Source organism: Rhodococcus sp. 06-1460-1B (assembly GCF_002258475.1).
GTDB lineage: Bacteria > Actinomycetota > Actinomycetes > Mycobacteriales > Mycobacteriaceae > Rhodococcoides > Rhodococcoides fascians.
The window spans coordinates 20,979-39,855 of sequence record NZ_NOYS01000030.1; the positions used below are offsets into that span (position 1 = coordinate 20,979).

At 63.6% G+C, this 18,877-nt stretch carries 16 protein-coding genes and 1 pseudogene; 3 read left to right on the plus strand and 14 right to left on the minus strand.

Features of this window, described 5'->3' with window-relative positions:
* Nucleotides 1–77: 77 nt before the first annotated feature.
* Entirely contained in the window at nucleotides 78–962 is an 885-nt protein-coding gene (locus CH268_RS16225; protein WP_094665076.1) for a TolB family protein, read from the minus strand.
* Nucleotides 963–1,660: 698 nt separating this feature from the next.
* Here CH268_RS16225 and CH268_RS16230 point away from each other — a divergent pair.
* Complete coding sequence (locus tag CH268_RS16230; protein ID WP_094665078.1) at nucleotides 1,661–2,083, plus strand: phosphate acetyltransferase; 423 nt, start codon at nucleotides 1,661–1,663, stop codon at nucleotides 2,081–2,083.
* A 284-nt stretch (nucleotides 2,084–2,367) separates the two neighbouring features.
* Here the strand turns inward: CH268_RS16230 and CH268_RS16235 are convergent, their stop codons facing one another.
* A complete protein-coding gene (locus CH268_RS16235) occupies nucleotides 2,368–2,598 on the minus strand; it encodes a hypothetical protein (protein WP_141214527.1) in 231 nt (76 codons plus the stop codon).
* Nucleotides 2,599–2,729: 131 nt separating this feature from the next.
* Between CH268_RS16235 and CH268_RS16240 the strand changes: the two genes are divergently transcribed.
* Nucleotides 2,730–3,194, plus strand: a complete 465-nt coding sequence (locus CH268_RS16240; protein ID WP_027497200.1) for an SRPBCC family protein — start codon at nucleotides 2,730–2,732, stop codon at nucleotides 3,192–3,194.
* A 16-nt stretch (nucleotides 3,195–3,210) separates the two neighbouring features.
* Here CH268_RS16240 and CH268_RS16245 read toward each other — a convergent pair whose 3' ends face one another.
* The 8 genes from CH268_RS16245 to CH268_RS16280 form a co-directional block, all read right to left on the minus strand.
* On the minus strand, nucleotides 3,211–3,783 hold the full coding sequence (locus tag CH268_RS16245) for a hypothetical protein (protein ID WP_094665080.1): 573 nt from the start codon (nucleotides 3,781–3,783) through the stop codon (nucleotides 3,211–3,213).
* On the minus strand, nucleotides 3,783–5,639 hold the full coding sequence (locus tag CH268_RS16250) for a DEAD/DEAH box helicase (RefSeq protein WP_094665082.1): 1,857 nt from the start codon (nucleotides 5,637–5,639) through the stop codon (nucleotides 3,783–3,785). The genes CH268_RS16245 and CH268_RS16250 overlap by 1 nt, the downstream gene beginning before the upstream one ends.
* Nucleotides 5,640–5,792: 153 nt before the next feature.
* Nucleotides 5,793–6,611 carry an Fpg/Nei family DNA glycosylase gene (locus tag CH268_RS16255; RefSeq protein WP_027497198.1) on the minus strand — a complete coding sequence of 273 codons (819 nt, stop codon included), beginning with the start codon at nucleotides 6,609–6,611 and terminating at the stop codon, nucleotides 5,793–5,795.
* A gap of 60 nt (nucleotides 6,612–6,671) precedes the next feature.
* Nucleotides 6,672–7,040, minus strand: a complete 369-nt coding sequence (locus tag CH268_RS16260) for a VOC family protein (RefSeq protein ID WP_176457967.1) — start codon at nucleotides 7,038–7,040, stop codon at nucleotides 6,672–6,674.
* A complete protein-coding gene (locus CH268_RS16265; protein WP_369597512.1) occupies nucleotides 7,040–8,659 on the minus strand; it encodes an MFS transporter in 1,620 nt (539 codons plus the stop codon). Before CH268_RS16265 ends, CH268_RS16260 begins: the two co-directional genes overlap by 1 nt.
* Nucleotides 8,656–9,489, minus strand: coding sequence for an NmrA family NAD(P)-binding protein (locus CH268_RS16270; protein WP_094665088.1), 834 nt, complete (start codon nucleotides 9,487–9,489; stop codon nucleotides 8,656–8,658). Before CH268_RS16270 ends, CH268_RS16265 begins: the two co-directional genes overlap by 4 nt.
* A 40-nt stretch (nucleotides 9,490–9,529) precedes the next feature.
* Nucleotides 9,530–10,351 (minus strand): alpha/beta fold hydrolase, encoded by an 822-nt coding sequence (locus CH268_RS16275; RefSeq protein WP_094665090.1) that lies wholly within the window; start codon nucleotides 10,349–10,351, stop codon nucleotides 9,530–9,532.
* 117 nt (nucleotides 10,352–10,468) lie between these two features.
* Nucleotides 10,469–12,289, minus strand: a complete 1,821-nt coding sequence (locus CH268_RS16280; protein WP_094665092.1) for a sensor histidine kinase — start codon at nucleotides 12,287–12,289, stop codon at nucleotides 10,469–10,471.
* 75 nt (nucleotides 12,290–12,364) lie between these two features.
* On the opposite strand from CH268_RS16280, the gene CH268_RS16285 reads away from it, so the two are divergent.
* On the plus strand, nucleotides 12,365–12,733 hold the full coding sequence (locus tag CH268_RS16285) for a LytR/AlgR family response regulator transcription factor (protein ID WP_230591966.1): 369 nt from the start codon (nucleotides 12,365–12,367) through the stop codon (nucleotides 12,731–12,733).
* Nucleotides 12,734–12,740: 7 nt separating this feature from the next.
* On the opposite strand, the gene CH268_RS16290 is transcribed toward CH268_RS16285, so the two are convergent.
* The 4 genes and pseudogenes from CH268_RS16290 to CH268_RS28375 all read right to left on the minus strand — a co-directional run bounded on the left by CH268_RS16290 (nucleotide 12,741) and on the right by CH268_RS28375 (nucleotide 18,746).
* Nucleotides 12,741–13,409: a response regulator gene (locus tag CH268_RS16290; RefSeq protein WP_032366150.1), complete on the minus strand. Its 669-nt coding sequence runs from the start codon at nucleotides 13,407–13,409 to the stop codon at nucleotides 12,741–12,743.
* A 415-nt stretch (nucleotides 13,410–13,824) separates the two neighbouring features.
* Nucleotides 13,825–15,888 carry an AMP-binding protein gene (locus tag CH268_RS16295; protein WP_032387390.1) on the minus strand — a complete coding sequence of 688 codons (2,064 nt, stop codon included), beginning with the start codon at nucleotides 15,886–15,888 and terminating at the stop codon, nucleotides 13,825–13,827.
* Nucleotides 15,889–16,045: 157 nt separating this feature from the next.
* A pseudogene (locus tag CH268_RS16300) lies at nucleotides 16,046–17,527 on the minus strand (flavin monoamine oxidase family protein).
* Nucleotides 17,421–18,746, minus strand: a complete 1,326-nt coding sequence (locus CH268_RS28375) for a serine/threonine-protein kinase (protein WP_094665094.1) — start codon at nucleotides 18,744–18,746, stop codon at nucleotides 17,421–17,423. Before CH268_RS28375 ends, CH268_RS16300 begins: the two are co-directional and overlap by 107 nt.
* Nucleotides 18,747–18,877: the final 131 nt, after the last annotated feature.

An 18,877-nucleotide genomic window follows, 5' to 3' on the forward strand; every position in this document is an offset into this window, starting at 1 on the left:
CTTGGGCGTAGTCGATCTTGCAGATTGAACGCGGGGCGAGGCGGAGCGAACCCCGAATATGCCAAATATCTTGCGGGTCAACGCCCCCCGCCCACGGTCGGCATCTGACCGCTCAGAGAGCGTGGAGTCAGCCGCTTCTGGTCGGACCCGTCGGGGTTCATCGACGCAATCTCGGCCTGAGAGCCGGTAGCGACATCGGTCACCAGTTCACCCGTCTGTGTGACCGCTCGGTCGTAGAGGATGCGCGAGCCGTCGGGCGTGAACTTCGGATGTGCCGAGTAGGTATCGGTGAGAGGCGTGATCTCCCCTCCGGCGGAGGGCATTGTGTAGATCTCCGAGCCGTTGTTGCCGCCTCGGTTACTGGAGAAGACGAGCGTCGACCCGTCAGGCGAAAAGGCCGGGTCGGAGTTCCAGAACTGGTCGCGCAGAAGCACTGTCGATTCACCGCCGTCGGCAGGTACTTCGTTCAGGTAGCCGCCGGTGCCGTAGACAACCCGTGAGCTGTCGGGCGAGAATGTCGCTCCGAACGCCGACTCTTCTTGCGCGATGACGTGTGCGTCGGACCCGTCGACGTTCATGATGTTGATGCCGCCGTTCGCGGTGAACGCGATCTTGGATCCGTCGGGTGAGAAAGCCGGTTGGTAGCCACCTTCGAATACCAATTTCGATTCACCCGACTCGAGGTCGAGGATCTCGATGAATCGGCCTCGGGCGTACGCGAGATGCTCGCCATCGGGGGAGAGGGCAGCGCCGTTCCCATAGTTCGGGTCGCGGCTGTCTTCGCCCACGGTCGGGGTGACCTGACGCAAGCCGGAACCGTCGAGGTTCATGGCGAACAGTTGGCCCCATCCGTCGTCGAATGCCACGACCACCGGTGTCGGCTCGGGTGCGGGCTCGTCGGCGCATCCTGTGGCGAGCAGTGTCAGCGCGACGAGTGCGGAGATCAGCCGGATCCGGTGCATCGGGAAATCATCTCAGAACTGCCAACGTGCAGAACCCTTCTACGCGGCGTGGCCTCTTGTCGAGGTCGTGAAACTGTCGTTCGACTTGCCTCGTTTGTCGATTCTCAGGGCTGTGCCTATCCACGGCGGTGCCCGCGGACAGGGGTGTTGCGTCATGGAGTTCGATCGATGATTTTCTGTCGGTGCTCTGTGCGACTCTGCACGGCATGGCGATCTGTATGGCGTGTGATCTGGAAATGCTCGATTCAGTGGGTTGCACGTGGCGGCCCAGTCGAATACCCAACGGCAGGAGCAAATGCCACGACTGCGGTGCCCCGCCGCGAACGCTTCACCACCCGGGGTGCGACGGCGAGCGGTGCAGATGTGGACAGATGCTGTCATGCGGCAGCGGATGCGCGGTTGATGAGTGCGAACGTGAAGACGGCCACGACTACATCGACGGGAGCTGCAGGTGGTGCAACGAACCGTCCGGACAGCTCCGCGTCGTCGGCGGCTCATGACCCTATCGTCGGGTATCGGGACTTCCGACAGGACCCTGTTGACCCCCGAACTGCGAGGGACAAACCGCGGCGCTGTCACGGAGTTGTAGACGGTCAGGGTATCGGTACGTCGCGTCGCGGACCCAGAGGCGGAGGCATCGTCGATTTTTCCGTCAGGTGCTGGTTCGAGAGCGCACTGCACTAGGGCATCATGGGCCTATGAGTGATCTCGAGTACCTCGCCACTTTGCTCGCTGCGCTGGACGCGGAGATCGCGCGAGTTTCGGCCTCCGAAGCCGGGTCCGACGAGCAGGCGTCGGCCATCGACGACGCAGCCGCCGCTGTCTTCCGGTTGCGTGAGAAGGTCAAGGCCGGTTACCCCGGCAAGAAGGCCTACTACCTTGCGGCGTCGACCGATCCCCAGGGGATCAGAGTCGAGGGAATTTCTGCCCTGCACGGCAAACGCGCCCACGAACTGGTTCAAGACGGTGGCTGGATGCACGCAGATTCCAGCACTGTTCTCGATGCTCTCGATGACGACCAGATCAGTCGGTACCACGCGATCGCTGGACGCGGTGTAGCGCAGACGTTCCGGGACTCACGCGAATACTTGGCGACGGCGACAGGTCTCGCCGAAAAGTAGACACGCGCATTGGTTCGGCGAGTCGGCCCAGCCTTGGAATAAGGATTCCCGAAATCTGCTCGATTCCAATGACCAAGATGGCGCGCGATTGACTAATCGGATAGATGTCGAACGATGAGGGCTTATCCGTTCCATTGTGTATAGGCTCGACTGCAGAAGTCGGTTTTGTCCACTAGGGCGGACGGATGGGCGAGTACTCATGGCACTGGCAGATCTCGATACTGGCAACTCACATTGGCTCAACGCCGTCCTTTTTACTGTTGCCGCAGTCGTAGCGATTGTCCTCACTTGGTGGTTCTTCGGCAACGACAGTTAGCCGAGACGGACACGGCTGTGTAGCTCTTCAACACGAGCACGCGAACGGCGTGCTGATCATCTGCCACAGTGAGCCGACGCACCTCGGCCGTGATGCCTCCGGTCATCGAGTCCACGGCCGTCACACGTTCGCCGGGTTCGAGGTGTTCGAGAACCCAGGTGGCAGTGGAAGGAGCAAGATCGGTGGACATTCTCGTCATGCCTCCGTCCCGCTGCGCTGGGTGCCGCAATCCCGGTGTCGGCCGAGCATCTCACCAGGCAGCCTTCGCGGTCCACCTAATTTCGGCTGTATCCATGATTGAGGATCCGGCGTATTGGGCATCGTGCAGATATGACAGAGAACGCAAAGCTGACAGTGGAACGCACCATCGAAGCGCCCGTGGACGCAATTTTCGACGTCCTGTCCAACCCCGAGCGGCATCAGGCACTCGACGGCTCGGGATTCGTACGCGGCGTGGACCACGCAGACCGAATTCAGAAGGTCGGCGAGAAGTTCACGATGAACATGCAGGGCGATCACATGGGTGGGGAATACCAGACCGACAATGTCGTCACCGGGTACGCCAAGGACAAGCTACTGGCATGGAAGACCGCGCCGGCCGGCAACGAGCCTCCCGGGTGGGAGTGGTTGTGGGAGCTGGAGTCTCAGGGACCCAACGAGACATTGGTGCGGCACACCTACGACTGGTCGAAGGTCACGGACAAGAAGCTTCTCCAGCAGATCGGGTTTCCCCTGGTCACCGAGGATCAGCTGAACGACACACTTGCACGCCTCGCTGTCGAGGCAACGTCCTGATCTTTCGGGCATACGTTCAGCCGTAGAACACCGCTGCGTCGACGCTCTCGATGGGCATCCATCGAGCTGGAAAGTCCGTCGACGCAGCGGCTTCGACGAGGTCCAGACCACGTATGGCCAACGCCGTCGTAGGTGACTGGTCCACGATCAGACTGATCGCGTACGTTGCTGCGGTGACGTGAACGCAAGGATCAGTTCTGCTGGAACAGGTGCATGCCGTGTCGACGTCCGTGGGAACCGGTGCCAGACCCCGCGATACCAGCTCCGCGTGAAGCGCGTCGGGCAGATCCCCGCTGCCTCTGCCGTGAGTCGGATGACTGGTGACGATGCGCAGAGCCGTCCTTTTGTGAGCCGCCGAATAGCGCGGCACCGCAAATGTCGCGGTCTCGATTTTCTTTCCTGCCGAGACCACGCAGCGAATAGAACCGATCGTGTTGGTATCCACGACGACCGACTCGCTACGAGCCAGGCTTGGCGCTCGAGGAAGCATCGGATTGGGTCGGGTAGCGGTGATCGGCTCGACTCGACGCAGCCATTCCTTGCCCCATGGAGTCGCACCGAACGGAGGAGGCAGGGGAGTGGATGCCATCACCGTGCCACCGATCGGAGCGACAACGTCTGTCTGAGTGTCGAATCATCCAGTGCGGCAAGCGCTGTCTCGTTGTTCCCCTCGGTCAACCCTGCAATTGCTTTCTTCCGGGCGTGCAGCGACGCAATGTACTCCTCCAATGTTCCTTCGGTGGTGAGCGCCATGACTGTCACAGGCGAGGTCTGTCCGATTCGATGTACCCGGTCGGTTGCCTGCGATTCCACCGCCGGATTCCACCACCGGTCGTAATGGATGACGGTGCTGGCCCGGGTGAGGTTCAACCCATAGCCGGCCGCTTTGAGGCTCAGCACCATCACCGGACAGCTACCGCCCTGAAACTCGTCCACCATTCTCTCGCGCTGGTCCACGTCGAGTCCGCCGTGGAAGAACGGTATGGCGGCTCCAGTGACGCGCGCGAGACGGTCGGCGAGAAACTCACCGGTCTTGCGGTACTGGGTGAAAACCAATGCGGTCTGCGACGATTCGGCGAGCTCCTCGATGATGTCGGTGAGCCTGTCGAGTTTCCCGGAACGGTCGGGCGACGAAGCCATGTTGCCGTTCACGAGACCCGGGTGGTTGCAGATCAGTTTCAGAGAGGTCAGCAAAGCGAGCACCGCAGTCCCTCGGCGTTGTGTAGAACCGAAACCGGTGTCGAATGCAGCCTCGACCGTCGAGTTGTACAGCATCGCTTGCTCGTTCGTGATCGGGCACAGAACGTCTATCTGCTGTTTGGGTGGAAGGTCGGTCGCCACTTCGTCTTTCGTCCGTCGGAGGACGACCGGAGCTATGGAATGGGACAAGTGCGCAAGCGCAGCCGCCGAACCCGCGTTCTCGATGGGTGCGGAAAATCGCCGAGTGAAGCGTGCTCTGGTCCCGAGCAGACCCGGGTTGGTCAGGTCGATCAGGGCCCAGAGCTCGTCCATACGGTTCTCGACCGGGGTGCCGGTCAGTGCGATGCGAGTTGTCGAGCTCAGTCGTCGCGCAGCACGGGAAACCTGGGTGCGCGAGTTCTTCATGACGTGCGCTTCGTCGAAGAAGACCGTGTTCCAGCTGATCTCGGCCAGGCGGTCGGTGTCGGAGCGCAGTGTCGGATATCCGGTCACGGTCACGCAGCCGCCCTCTCCACATCCACCGAGCGAGCGGTTCGGTCCCCGGTAGACATTGACCGTCAGGTCGCCGGCAGAGAACTTCTCGATCTCGCGTCGCCAATTGCTGATCAGGGATGTCGGGCACACCACCAGAAAATTGCCTTCACCCCGCGAGGCTCCCACAATCATGTGCGAGATGGCTTGCAGAGTCTTGCCCAACCCCATCTCGTCGGCCAGAATTCCTCCACCCCCGGCTTCTCCGACGGTCGGAATCCAGGACGCACCGTGCACCTGATACGGCCGCGGGGTGAAGCTGGACGCACTGTCGCCCAGATTGGCCTGCATGTGCAGGCTGGTGCGTAGGGCGTCGACGGCACCGTGCGCGGTCGACACGCTGGACCCACCCGTGTTGGGTACCGCGTACGCCGCCGGGGGGAGTGATTCCAGCAGCGATGCAGGAATCTCGGCGCAGGGGGGCCGCTGCTCCAGATGGTGCAGAACCGCCAACCACCCCCGGGCCGACGCGCTTTCCGGGAGGCCTGCCGACGGTGCCAGGGCCGCTTCGAGGTCGACGCGACGCGGCTCGACGAGCTGCGCTTCGACGGTCCGTACGGTCACGGTGCCGCCCGTATCGGGTAGCGCAAGATCGATCGGCGTCGTCGCTGTGGTAGCCATCCTTGTGGAATCAGGTTGCCAGACAGCGAAACAGTGCCGACGGGGCAGGTAGGTGACCTGCGGAGCGAGGCCCGTATCGGTCGTCGAAAGCATGCAACCTCCAGCCGAGTGAACGCTTCGGTAGACCCGAAGCTGCCCACACGGTACGTGCCCGAACGGTATTTCGCCGCATTCAACAGTGCTAGACAATTCCGAAAATTGGTGTCCTACAGCGCTATCGAGCAGCAGGCAGCGGCGTGGAACCGATCAGGATTGCTCGCGCGAACACCACCACGTGGTGCGGCCGCCCACCGTTCCGCGAGTCATCGGAGCACCGCAGCGTGGGCACGCCGCATCCGCCTTGCGGAACGGGATGATCTCACCGGTGTGCACGCCACCCTTCTTGATCGCCGACCTGATGGCGCGACGCAGCACAACGCGGAGCTCGTCGAGTTCCTCGGTGGTGAGAGTCTTTGCCCGTCTGGACGGAGATTGCTCGCTCTGCCACAGCACCTCGTCGGCCAACAGATTGCCGACGCCTGCGATTGCTGCTTGGTCCAGCAAACGTGCCTTCAGAGGTGCTCCGCTGGAACCGATTCGGTGCCGGAAGTCGTCGCGCGTGATCTCCGCAGCATCGGGCCCCAACGCATCGATATCGGGTTCGAGGCGCACTCGGCCAAGCCGGCGCTTGTCGAAGAGCCGGAGCTGACCCCCGTCTTCGAACGTCATGGCAAAGCGCGTCCACTCGGGCTTGTCGGTGTCGCGCTCGCCCACGTGCGGATCGCCGCCTCCGTACTGCGATGTGCGATCGCCGTCGGGAGCGGTGACGATGACGCGGCCGCCCATTCCGAGATGGATTCCCAGCGTCGGACCGCTGGACCCGTCGGCGGTGACGGTTTCGCACCACATCGCCTTGCCACGTCGACATGCCTCGGTGAGCTTGCCGCCCTTCAGGGCGTGAGCGATATCGCCAGGCATGTGTGGGCGGCACTCGAACGAGTCGGTGTCATCGATGTCGACGATGACGCGTCCGAGGGCTTTCTCGACGACCTGTCGAGCGTTTTCGACTTCGGGTAGTTCGGGCATGGAGCGGGTGTACCCAATTCGCCGGCTCTATGCGCGAGCCTGTGTCGTCAGGCGCGCTTCCTACTTGTTGGCGAACTGTCTGAAGCCGATCAGGTTGCCGAACGGCTCGAGAACTTGGCACAGACGTTCACCGGTGAACACCGATTTCGGACCTCGATGCACGACGCCTCCGCGATCGACGCAGCCGGCGACCACTGCGTCCACGTCGTCGACGTTCCAGTACGAGACCGACCCTGCGGTCCCCGCGGGGCGGTTGTACGAATCGGTGACGTGGACGGTGAGCCGGGTTCCGGAGACGTCGAACGCGGCGAGTTGCTCGTGTACGTCGACGGGGTCGGTGCCCAGGAGCGTTCGGTACCAGTCGACGGCGGCGGCGAGGTCGTCTGCGAAGTAGAAGACGTTCCCCACGCCCGAGAGTGCGTTGTCCATCATTTTCCGTTCGGGTTCGCTCGCACCGACAGTGCGATGTCATGGGTTTCGGTGTGCGTAGCACCGTCGACGGTGTAGGCCAGCGCTTTCTGCACCACGTCGTGGTCGGAGCCGGTCCACCGTTCTTCTCGCTGACGTCGGTACTGGCTCCACGACGGCACAGTGAACTGCTCGACCACGGTGTCCTCGACGTCCAGACTCCCGTACAGGTTCCAGGCGTACGCCCCCGTTCGCTTCCGCGCGATCCCGACCGGAGCCATCGACGTCAGGAACTGCTCCAGAGCGTCGTCGACCACTCGGTACGTAACGGTGATCCGCACCGGCCCGTCGTCCGGATCGGGTTCGAACATTACTGTCGGGGTCGGCCACGCCATAGACACCGCACGGTCGAGCACGCCGGTCTCGGGTCGCAGGGGGAGGACTGCGACACTCGTGGCGACGAATGCCAAGGCGGTTACCGCGACCGCGAGTGCGTCGACGATGCCGATCTTCGACGCCAACCATCCCCACACGAGCGAGCCGATGGCCTGAGAACCCATGAAGACCAGGAGGTAAACCGACATCCCGCGCGCTCGAACCCAGGTGGCGAGCGAAAGCTGGATAGACGCATTCAGTGCGGTCAACGTCGTGATCCAGGCAATGCCGGACAACAACAGCGCCGGGACGACCGCCCACAGCGGAAGCCACGCGAGCGCTGCCATTCCCACGCCGTACCCGACAGCAGAGCCGACGAGCAAGGTGTTCGCGCTGCAACGCTTCCGGAGCATCGGCGTCGCGGCAACGCCGATCACGGCTCCGACCCCGAGCACGCCCAACAACACGCCGTATCCCACCGAGCCCAGTTTCAGTACCGACGACGAAGCCGATGGCAGTAGCGCCCACAATGCAGAGGCAGGGAAGGCGAACAGCGCCGAGCGCAGAATGATTCGTCGAACGATCGGGCCGGACCGGATGTAGCGGACCCCGGACAGGATCGACTCGGCAAGGCCTTCTCGATCCGTTTGTGGATGTTTCGGGCGTTTCCATGCAATCAGCACGCTCAACGTTGCGAGAAAGGAGGCGGCGTTGATGGCGAACACGAAGGTCGGCCCGGCCAACGCCACCAGTACCCCGGCAAGCGCCGGTCCGACGGCCCGCGCCCCGTTGACGGTCACGCTGCCCAGCGCCGAGGCGGCCGGGATTTCTTCACGGCTCACCAGCTCGGGCTGAATGGCCTGCCAGGCGGGAGCGGACAGTGATGTCCAGCAACCCAATACGAATGTGCAGGCGAGCAATCCCCACGGAGACAAGGTGTCGGTCCATGCCAGTGCGGTCAACACAATTCCGGTCAGCATCGAACCGGCACCGACCGCGATGAGCAGAACGCGGCGATCGAGCGCGTCGGCGAGCGCGCCTGCCAGCAGGGCCAGCAACAGGGTGGGTAACAGACTTGCTGTCTGCACGGCGGCGATGATGGTGGTCGACGCCTCACGTTCGACCAGGAACCACTGCGCACCGACGGTCTGCATCCAGCCGCCGATGTTCGAGACCAGCTGTGCGATGAAGAGGCTGCGGTAGACGGTATTCCGTAGCGGTGACCACGCGGACGGTGCTGCCGGCGTGGTGTCGGTGGTGCTCACGCCAGTCCCGCCGACCATTGCGCGAATGTCTGCCATTCGACCTCGGGATATCGGGTGCGCAAGCCGTCGATGTCCGCCTCGTATCCGACGTCGGTCAAGAATTGGAACATCGCTCTCATGTCCTCGGAACCTATGTCCCGTGCCCGGCTCGAATACGGCTGCACCGAGGTTCCGAGAACGTCGCCGAGAGTGTTCGCCATGGCCTCCAAGCTCGGATCGTCCGACGCGAGATCGATTCGCATCTCGCGAAAGTGCGCGGGTTCGGTCAACACGAGGGTGACGAACCGCCCCAGATCCCGCCGCGACAGCTGCTGTAATGGAGTGTGGAGCGGCAAGGGCAGATCGAGGCGGCCGGCCCTGACGTCGTCCAGTCCGCCGAGAAGGTTGTCGTAGAAGTAGGTGGGGCCGACGATCGTGTACGACAGCCCAGCTCGACGCAGCAGTGCCTCGGTTTCGGCCTTCGTCTCGAAATGCGGTATGCCGGTGCGGCGGTCAGCGCTCGCAACCGAGGAGAACACCACGTGCGGAACCTCCGCGGCGATCGCCGCATCGACGAGGGCTGCGCCCTGAGCCAATTCGGCCGCGGGACCGTCCTCGAACGGCGTCGTCATCACGAACGCACCGGCACTGTCTCTCAGTGCAGCCGCGGACGATTCCCGATCGGTGATGTCCGCGACGACGATCTCGGCACCTCGCTCACGTAGCCGATCCGCGCGGGCCGAATGACGCCGCACCACTGCGCGCACCGGTAGCCCCCGCGCCAGCAGGGCATCCACCACCGCGCCGCCCTGCCCTCCGGTTGCTCCGACGACTGCGTACGGTCTGATCATCGTGTTGTCACCTTTGTTCCGGAGGGCGAGAGCGGGGCTGCTACTGGGCGATGAAGGCGAGAATGTCTGCGTCCAAGGCCTTCTGGTAATTGCCGTAGATTCCGTGCGGTGCACCGGGGTAGACCTTGAGGGTGCCGTGCTGGACGAGTTCTGCGGTTTTCAGTGCCGCCGCGGCGATCGGCACGATCTGGTCGTCGTCACCGTGGGCGATGAAGATCGGGACGGTCAGCGCTTTGAGATCCTCGGTGAAGTCGGTCTCGGAGAACGCCTTCACGCAGTCGTATGCAGCAGTCAGATTGACCAGCATCCCCTGTCGCCAGAAGTCGTCCTTGGCGCCCTGGGAGATGGCGGAGCCCTCACGGTTGGCACCGAAGAACGGCTCGGACAAGTCCTTGTAGAACTGCGATCGATCGTAGAGAACGCCGTTGCGGATGTCGTCGAGTGCTTCGATCGGCGTGCCCTCGGGGTTGGCCTCGGACTTCAGCATGACCGGGGGAACGGCACCGGCAGTGATCACCCGAGCGACGCGGCTGCCACCGTGCTGCGCGGCGTACCGCACGACCTCGCCGCCACCGGTCGAGTGTCCGATGAGGGTGAGTTCCTGCAAGTCGAGGGCCTCGACCAGTTCGGCCAGATCCTTGGCGTAGGTGTCCATGTCGTGGCCGACGGCAGTCTGCGAGGACCGGCCGTGGCCGCGGCGATCATGTGCGATGGCGCGGTAGCCGGCGTCTGCGAGAAGCTTCAGTTCGAGCTGCCAGGCATCCGAGGACAGTGGCCAGCCATGACTGAGCAGAACTGGCTTTCCGGTGCCCTGCTCGGTGTAGTAGATCTCGGTTCCGTCGGTGGTGGTGATGTACGGCATGGCCTGCTCCTTGGTTCGGTTCGATTGGGTACCGACAACATTCGTCCGTTCCCGGGTCGAAAGCGTCGCCGCTGCCATCCAACGCGGGGGAGGAGATTCCGGTGGCGCCGCTACCTGCTAGCCGGTAGACAGACCGATGTGGACCGACAGTGTCGTGCCACCCCCGGGTGGGCTGGCGATGGTCAGTTCGCCGCCGACTGCGGCCACCCGATCCTGTAGTCCGATCAAACCCGACCCTGTGCTCGGATCGGCACCTCCGCGGCCGTTGTCGGTCACGGTCAGTTCCAAGCTGTCCTCGGTCAGGTGCGCGGTGATGTCGACTTCGGTGGCCTCGGCATATTTGGCCGTGTTCGTCAGCGCCTCGGCGACCACGTAGTACGCAGCCACTTCCACCGATTCGTCCATCCGGGAGGAAATGTCGGCGGTGAGGGCAACGGGAATCGGACTGCGTCTGGCCAACGTCTTGAGTGCCGGTGCGAGTCCTCCGCGCGAGAGGATTGCGGGATGGATGCCGCGACTGAGTTCGCGGAGGTCGGTGTGCACCTGCGACAGCGTCTCGACGCTGCGGTCCAACATCGCGCGGAGCTCGGTCAGATTCTCCGGGGCAGCGGCTTGGGCGCCGCGCAATTCCATTCCGAGAGAGACGATTCGCTGTTGGGCACCGTCGTGCAGGTCACGCTCGATACCTCGGCGGGCTTGGTCGGCTGCGGCGACCACGCGGGACCGGGACCGCGTCAGCTGAACTCGTGTGTCGTGGTTGTAGACCGCAGTGGCAACGAGGTCGGCGAAGTCGGCCAGTCGATCTCGGGTCTCACCGCCGGCCGCATACTGCGTAGCTGTCGTGCCGATGATGACGGCACCCCAGGTATTGCCGTCGACAGTGATCGGTACACCTTCGACCCAGCGAATACCCCTGCCCTTCAGTCGCTCAGCGATACCGCCGGTCGCTTCGGTGAAGTCGACGGCAGCGGCGCGGCCGGTGTCGGCGACGATCGTGGCCACATTCTGCCCACCGATCGGCAGTCGATCACCGGCTTGCACGCGCTCACCGGCGGAGTCGTCGCGGATCGCCAGAATCGTGTAACACCCGTCGCCGTAACGGATCACCGAAACATGTTCGTTGTCCAACCCGACGGTGAGTTCGTGTGCGACTGCGAGGTACACGTCATCCGGATCGGCCCGCAGCGCCACCAATGTTGCGACCTTCCGAAGTGACGCTTGCTGGCGTGCCAGCGCGACGGTACGGAGGTGCATGTCCTGACGATCGCGGGCGGCGGCAAGAAGAGCCTCCAACGAAGGCACGACACGGCGGATACGGCGGGCATCGAGGCTATCGAGATCGGCGGGAACCAGCAGCGACGCGGTGACGACGTCCCCGTCCCGAAGCAGGATTTTCTCCTGCCCCACGGACGCGTCGGCATTCCCTTGCTTCAACACCGCGAAGGGCAGGTCGAGGACCGCAGCCAGCCGGGTGCTGGCAACATCGAGCATTGTCGGGGTGTGGTCCGAGCGCAAGATGGTCTTGGCGAACGCCGCCAACATATCTGCTTCTCGTCGACGTTGATCCGATTCGGTTGCGCGCAAACGTGATTGGCCAACCAGCACATTGGTCAGAAGCGCCAGTGCCAGAAACACGATCAGTGCAGGGACGAGGCTCTCACTGCTTTCGAGTACATGGATGTAGGCGTACGCGCCGGCACTGGCCACCGATGTCGCGATCGACAGACGAAAGCCCCACCCCGCAGACACGATCAGCACTCCGAACAGGAATATCGCACCGAAAGCATTCTCGGGTGACACCCGTTTGAGCGTCAGCACAACGAGTATCTCGACGGCGATGGCGGCTGCGGCCACTGCGATTCCGCAGGCGACCGGCGGCGCACTCGGCCGGAGTATCACAGTGACGAGCCGGTCGCGGAGGGCGGTGTCCGACGTCATCGGCACATCCGACTGCTCGAATTACCGCTAGCGGTAATGCCGACCCGAGCCGTCTCTGACACTCTCGACAGAGTGATGCCCTCCCGCCTGCAGTGCCTGATCGTCGACGACAGCGACGCTTTCTGTGTCGCTGCACGCCGACTGTTGGAATCGGCAGGGATGTCGGTGGTCGGCACCGCGACCTCACTCACCTCGGCGATCGATGCAGTGCTGTCCACCCACCCCGATCTCGTGCTGGTCGATATCGACTTGGGTGCCGACAGTGGATTCGACGTGGTCGAAGCGATCGACGCCCAGGATCTGACGCCTCCGCCTGCCGTCATTCTCGTGTCGACACATGACGAGGAGGACTTCGCAGACCTGGTGAACAACAGTTCTGCCCTGGGCTTCCTGTCGAAATTCGAGCTGTCGGCGAGCGCGATCGAAGCCCTGCTGGGCACCTGACGGCGGGTCAACCGACGGTATCCAGATACAGGATCACCGCTCGCACGCGACGGTGATCGTCGGCCGTCTCCGACAGGTCCAACTTGGTCAGGATGCTTCGGACGTGCTTCTCGACGGTTCCTTCGGTGATCCACAACCGTCTGCCTATGCCCGCGTTGGAGAGCCCTTCGGCCATCAAGGTCAAGACGTCCCGTTCGCGAGAACTCAACGCGCCGAGGGGATCACCTCGGCGCTTGGCCGCAACCAGTTCGTAGACAAGAGCAGGATCGATGACCGAGGATCCTGCCGCGATCCGATCTATCGTCGAGACGAAGTCGGCGATGTCGGTCACGCGGCTCTTGAGCAGGTAACCCATACCCTTGGCGGTGTTGTTCGCGCTGTCGAGCAGTTCGAGTGCGTGATCGACTTCGACGTGAGCAGACAGGAGCAGTAGAGAGACGTCGGGGAAACGGTCGCGGATCTTCACGGCCGCGTCGAGGCCCTCGGCGGTGTAGGTCGGCGGCATCCTGATGTCGATGATCGCCAGGTCCGGTGGATCTTTCTCGAGCAACGCCAGTAACTCCTCGGCGTCACCGGCCCGGCCCACGACATCGAGGCCCGCCTGGGTGAGCAGACTGGCCAGGCCTTCTCGCAGCAACACGTCGTCATCGGCGATGACTACTCGTATCTGGGACATCACGCTCCTCGAAACCGTCGGGTTCGAAGTATCGGCTGCGGCGTCGTGAGCTGTCATCAGTCATTCGACTCTATTGCGCGCTTCGAGTGTCGACTCGGTTTCGCGATTCTTCAGTCGCTCGATCGGTCGTCGTGGATTCCACGGTTCGGACTCGGCCCGGGGGAGAGGCCGTTCTCACGGGTTGCCTCGAAAAACAACTGCAGGAAGGACGACGACGCATCCCCGGGCTGGGCGGCGCGAGCCTGACGGGGTTCATCCGATGACCTCGACATCGCCATTCCGTCCCTTCCGTCCCTCACCCGCAGAACGGGTGTCGCTTCCTCCCAAAATAGTCTCAGATTCTGAACAGTCAAACAACTGAGAGTTCTCCGGGTGGAGTCGGAAGGCGGGGTGGTGAGGAAGTCGACGTGCCGGCTTACATACCGGCGGCCGTGGGAGGTTCGATCAGCATCCTCTTGATCACTTTGCCGGTCGCGGTTCGGGGGAGTTCTTCGAGGAACGTGATGTCTCGCGGCACGGAGAACCGGCTCAGTCGATTTCGGATGTAGGCCCGCACCATATCTGCGTCGAGGCCTGCAGCACCACGACCGACGACGAACGCCGCGAGGCGCTGACCGTACTCGTTGTCGGGTACGCCGACCACCGCTACCTCGCCGACCTGAGGAAGGTTGGCTATGGCGTCCTCCACCGGCCCGGGAAACACGTTCTCGCCGCCGGAGATGATCATCTCGTCGTCCCGCCCGCACACGAAGAGCCGCCCGTTGCAATCGATGTACCCGAGGTCGCCGGTATCCATGAGTGCGGCACCGCGAGCCGAAGCAGTCGACGGAGGCTCGGCGTTCGTGTAGCCGTCGAAGAGCATGTCGTTACCTACGAATATCCGGCCCAGAGTGCCGGTCGGAACCACTGCGCCGTCGGCGTCGAGTACGGCGATGGTCGTGCCGAGCGGCGGCCGACCCGCGGTAGTGGGAGCTGCACGCAGATCCTGCGGTGTGGCGATGGTCGCCCACGAGACCTCGGTGGAACCGTAGAAGTTGTACAGAACATCTCCGAACGCGTCCATGAACCGCGAGACGGTCGACCCCGTCAACGCCGAACCGCTGCACGCGACGACTTTCAAGCTGGACGTGTCGTAGCGTGATCGCACGGACTCGGGTAGATCGAGTATGCGCTGCAACATGATCGGGACGGCGATCAGCGACGTGCACCGATGAGTCTGGATTGCCCGCAAGCACTCTTCCGGATCGAATCGATCCTGCAGAACCACGGTTGCCCGCAGCGGTGTACTGATCTGCAACGCCGCCAGCCCCCAGCTGTGGAACATCGGCGCAGCGATCAGCATGCGCTCGTTCATACGAAGTGGCATGCGGGACAACATGGCCGCGACGGTCCCGAAGCCGCGTGGGGTCGGGCGAAGTGCACCTTTGGGAGACCCGCTGGTGCCCGAGGTCAGCACGACAACGGATCCGGGCCGTTGCGGTCTGTCGAACGTGGCGGACGGAGCCGCGACGAAATGCTCCAGAGTGCGACGGCCCGCGACGACGGTGTGAGCCGACAGGCTGACGCGGAGGACGTCGTTGGGGAGGTAGCGAACCATCTTGTCGAATTCGTCGTCGACGAACAACGCTTGCAGCTGGTGACGACTCGAGATGGTCTCGATCTGGCGGGCCGCGAGGCCGGTGTTGAGAAGTACGACCTCGACACCGAGCATGCCGCAGGCGACGACGCATTCGATCATGGCAGTGTGATTGCGGGCCAGAACTCCTACCGTGCTTCCCGGGCGAATTCCGGATGCGGCGAACCCTGCTGCTATCCGATGCGATCGCAGGTGGATCTCTGCGAACGTGCGAGTACCGCGATCGTCGATCACGGCAATTTCGTCCGGTGACTTGGCGGCGGCGGCCGCGAAGCCACCGCCGAGGGTGAAGCCCCATTTCGCCAGCGAGTTCAGCTGCCGGTATGCGCGATCAGGACGCGCGGCACGAACGACGCCGGTACCGATCATCGTTTTGAGGACCGCGAGCTGTAGCGACCGGGAATCGCCGGCGTTGGACACGATCGATGTCGTTGCGCCGGAGAGGGACTCGGCCAACCTGTTCAGGCCACCCATGACCCAGTCGACCACTGCCCGATTGTGTTCGGGTTGCGGCGAGTAGGTTCCGGCCAGGCCGGCTCTGAAGATTGTCACATCGATTTTGGTCTCGCTCGGTGAACGCGCGCTGAGGGTGAATCTGATGAAACCGCCGGATTCGACGTGCTCGACGGTGATGATCGGCCGGTTACGTCTGTTCACCACGACTTCGAGTGCGTGTTCGACCCCACCGACGCCGCACGTGTAGCGGTTCGCCGACTCGCTGAGAAGGCAGTACCCGAGCCCGGGGAAATATCGCGGGTACAGTTCGACCGCACTGAGCACCCCGCACACTTGCTCGACGTCGTGTGCGAAGACCGTGCTGCAGTCGATGACGTCGGAAACCATGGTCCACCCCTGTGCCTTGCCGTGTCGAACAGCGCCGCTGCCACATCGGCACCGACCAGAAGAATGGCAGCGCACATCGGTAACGGGTCATCCGCCTGGATGAAGTCGTCATAGTAATCCCGGTGCGCGGTTTCGGGAAGGAAACGCGAATCTCCGTCTAATTGGGACGAAGTTCGCCGCCGCCCCAGAGCTCGTCGAACGGAACCGTGCGGGCCAGGATTCGCTCCGCAGCTCGGTGTCCCGACAGGAATGCCGCGGTCACCGTCGACGGATCGTCCGTCCACGTTGCCTCGCCGGCCAGGTGTAGAACTCCGCCGACCGGGGTCGACAGATCGTCGTGGTCGCTCGGTCGCGAGCCGACCGCCGGGTACGAGTAAGCACCGCGGGAGAACGGGTCGTCCTGCCATCGCGTGACATGTACCCGCTGCGGGGAGATCACGCGTTCGCCGTAGAGGCCACGAAGCGCGTCGAGCACCGACTCGGCAATACGTGCGTCGGACTACTGCCGGATCGTCTGCGCACACGGCCCCGCCGCAAACGTGAGCAGCGTGGGCAACCCCTGCGGCACGGTCACGTCATACCACGAGTGCCACCAACGCCCGGCCTCCCCCTGCTGCCGAATCGCGTAGACGTCCTCGTCCCAGAATGCATGCGGGAACTGTAGGAACACCTTCTCGAATGCGTTCATCTCGAGTCCGTCCAGCGCAGTCGACACCGGATGGGGAAGAGGCGGTTCGATAAGCAAGGTCGGTGACTTCAGGACGCCGATCGGAACCGTCACCACGATGTGGTCGGCCGAGAACGTCTCGGTGAGAGTCTCCACGGAGGAGCTGTTCGATCCCCACGCGATGCGTGTCACTTCATGGCCGAGTCGTACATCCAGCCCGTCGGCCAGACAGACCGCGAGCCGGTCGTACCCCTCGGGGAACACGACCTCGTCACCCTCGATCGCGTCGTCGTCCAACCCGTGCGCATCGAGCATCCCCTGGTCGACACCCAGCTGTTCCTCGGCCCGGTGACCCAGGAACTCCCGGACCCGTTCGATTCGATCAGGATCCCATGCGAGCCGTTTCACGGTGCTGTTCACGGCATCCCCGTACGACGTGCCCAGGGTCGATGTCGCTATGGTCGCCGCCAGCAGCTCGTCGACGACGTGTACGTCCGACGCGAAGCTCGCAACCTCGTCCTCGCTCAGACGCCGTCCGTTCGGTGAGTAGTACGCGATGGGTCGTCCGTCCGGCTGAAAACTCCCCACCGTGAACTCACTGGTCAGAATGCCGAAAGCCTGTACTGCGTCGGCCAGCGGATTGTTGTCGATTCCATGAACCCAGGACGCACCGACATCGAGAATCTGTCCGTCCGTCCGCAGGGTGTCCACTCGTCCGCCGATGCGGTCGCGGGCTTCGAGAACGACCACACGGTGACCCGCACGGTGCAGAATGCGTGCTGCGGTGAGACCGGAAATGCCAGCTCCCACCACCACGGTGTCGACGTGCGTCATGCTCTGTCCGTTCCCTTGGTTGCCGACATGCTCAGTTCCCACGGCCGGGGTTGCCGTTGCCGGAGTTCCCGTTGCCTGAATTGCCGTTGCCGTTGCTGTTGCCTGGACTCCCGTTGCCGGAGTTGCCATTGCCCGCATTACCGTTGCCGTTGTTCCCGTTTCGCGGTGGAGCCGCAGGTTGTGGCGGCTCGGCGGGCACCTGTTCGACGGCGGGGGCGGGCACGTCCTGGGGGAGGTTCGAGACAACCGGCATCGAGGACTCGGATGCGGTTGTCACGGGCGCCGGGCTGGTCGGAGCGGTGACCGATGTGGACGGCGATGTCTCGATCGGCTCGTCGCCTGTTCCGGTTGCCATCCAGGCAATTGCCGACGCGACGGCGACGAACAGTGCAGCCGCAGCCGCAGGGACAAGACCGCGACGCCGTGAACCCTCCGTTGGTCGACGGGCCGAATCCTGCTCGGCGACAACCGCTGTCGAATTCGCGACGGGCAGGACCGCAGTGGCCGGCGGTGGTGGCGGTTCGCTAAAGAGACTGTGTAAGGCGTCGGCCACGGTGTCCGCCGTCGGCCTGTTTTCGGGATGTCTGGCCGTCATCGTCGTCAGCAGCGAATGCCACTGGGGCCCGAGTTGCTCGGGTACCTCGGGGTCGCGGTGCAAGCGCGCCACGGCTGCGGCTACCGCGCTGCCGTCGAACACCATTGCGCCGGTAAGACATTCGATGAGAACCAATCCGAGGCTGTAGATATCGGTTGCAGGCCCCGCAGAGGTGCCCGTCGCCTGTTCCGGGCTGAGATAGTGAGCGGTGCCGACGGTGGTGCCGTGCTCGGTGAGGCGGTCGGCGTCGACGATGCGAGCGATACCGAAATCGGTGAGCTTCACGCAGTGTCCCGTGCCCGACGCCGGCTCTCGGGCGACCAGGATGTTGGCCGGTTTGATGTCGCGGTGGATGACGCCGCGGTGGTGGATGTAGGCAAGGGCTCGAGCGATCTCGTGTCCCATCCGGGCGACGAGATCGCCCGGTAGTGCGCGGCCTGCGCGGTAGCCGTTCAGAGTGGGGCCGTCGACGAACTCCATCACCAGAAACGGCACTCGGATACCGCCGGTGTCGGGGGCGGTACCGGCGTCGTACAACGTCACCAGGCCAGGATGCGACAGCGACGCGAGCGTCCTGATCTCGGCATCGATCCGTGCATCGGTATGTGCGGGTTCACCCTGACGGAATATCTTCACGGCAACGGGCCTACCGAGGACGTCGTCGTCGGCTCGAACGACATCTGCCATTCCGCCGCGCCCCACGACGTTGCCCAGACGATATCTGCCCGCGAACAGGTGATCGTCGGAGTTCGCACCCACCATTGTTCACCGCCGATCCGAAGTCTTCCGAGCACCCTATAGCCCGTCGGCGAGGGAAGAGGGCGCGGCCGGCGACCATCGGGCATGATGGTTCCCCGGGTGGGGACCGTCGAGGGGTACCGAGGGAGGTCCGC

Bases quoted from the DNA above. Each gene is read 5' to 3' on its own strand.
- CH268_RS16255 (WP_027497198.1), bottom strand. From the start codon at position 6,611: ATGCCCGAACTACCCGAAGTCGAAAACGCTCGACAGGTCGTCGAGAAA.
- CH268_RS16280 (WP_094665092.1), bottom strand. From the start codon at position 12,289: ATGACGTCGGACACCGCCCTCCGCGACCGGCTCGTCACTGTGATACTC.
- CH268_RS16295 (WP_032387390.1), bottom strand. From the start codon at position 15,888: ATGGTTTCCGACGTCATCGACTGCAGCACGGTCTTCGCACACGACGTC.
- CH268_RS16290 (WP_032366150.1), bottom strand. From the start codon at position 13,409: ATGTCCCAGATACGAGTAGTCATCGCCGATGACGACGTGTTGCTGCGA.
- CH268_RS28375 (WP_094665094.1), bottom strand. From the start codon at position 18,746: ATGGTGGGTGCGAACTCCGACGATCACCTGTTCGCGGGCAGATATCGT.
- CH268_RS16260 (WP_176457967.1), bottom strand. From the start codon at position 7,040: ATGGACAACGCACTCTCGGGCGTGGGGAACGTCTTCTACTTCGCAGAC.
- CH268_RS16235 (WP_141214527.1), bottom strand. From the start codon at position 2,598: ATGACGAGAATGTCCACCGATCTTGCTCCTTCCACTGCCACCTGGGTT.
- CH268_RS16245 (WP_094665080.1), bottom strand. From the start codon at position 3,783: ATGGCATCCACTCCCCTGCCTCCTCCGTTCGGTGCGACTCCATGGGGC.
- CH268_RS16230 (WP_094665078.1), top strand. From the start codon at position 1,661: ATGAGTGATCTCGAGTACCTCGCCACTTTGCTCGCTGCGCTGGACGCG.
- CH268_RS16275 (WP_094665090.1), bottom strand. From the start codon at position 10,351: ATGCCGTACATCACCACCACCGACGGAACCGAGATCTACTACACCGAG.
- CH268_RS16250 (WP_094665082.1), bottom strand. From the start codon at position 5,639: ATGCTTTCGACGACCGATACGGGCCTCGCTCCGCAGGTCACCTACCTG.
- CH268_RS16225 (WP_094665076.1), bottom strand. From the start codon at position 962: ATGCACCGGATCCGGCTGATCTCCGCACTCGTCGCGCTGACACTGCTC.
- CH268_RS16240 (WP_027497200.1), top strand. From the start codon at position 2,730: ATGACAGAGAACGCAAAGCTGACAGTGGAACGCACCATCGAAGCGCCC.
- CH268_RS16270 (WP_094665088.1), bottom strand. From the start codon at position 9,489: ATGATCAGACCGTACGCAGTCGTCGGAGCAACCGGAGGGCAGGGCGGC.
- CH268_RS16285 (WP_230591966.1), top strand. From the start codon at position 12,365: ATGCCCTCCCGCCTGCAGTGCCTGATCGTCGACGACAGCGACGCTTTC.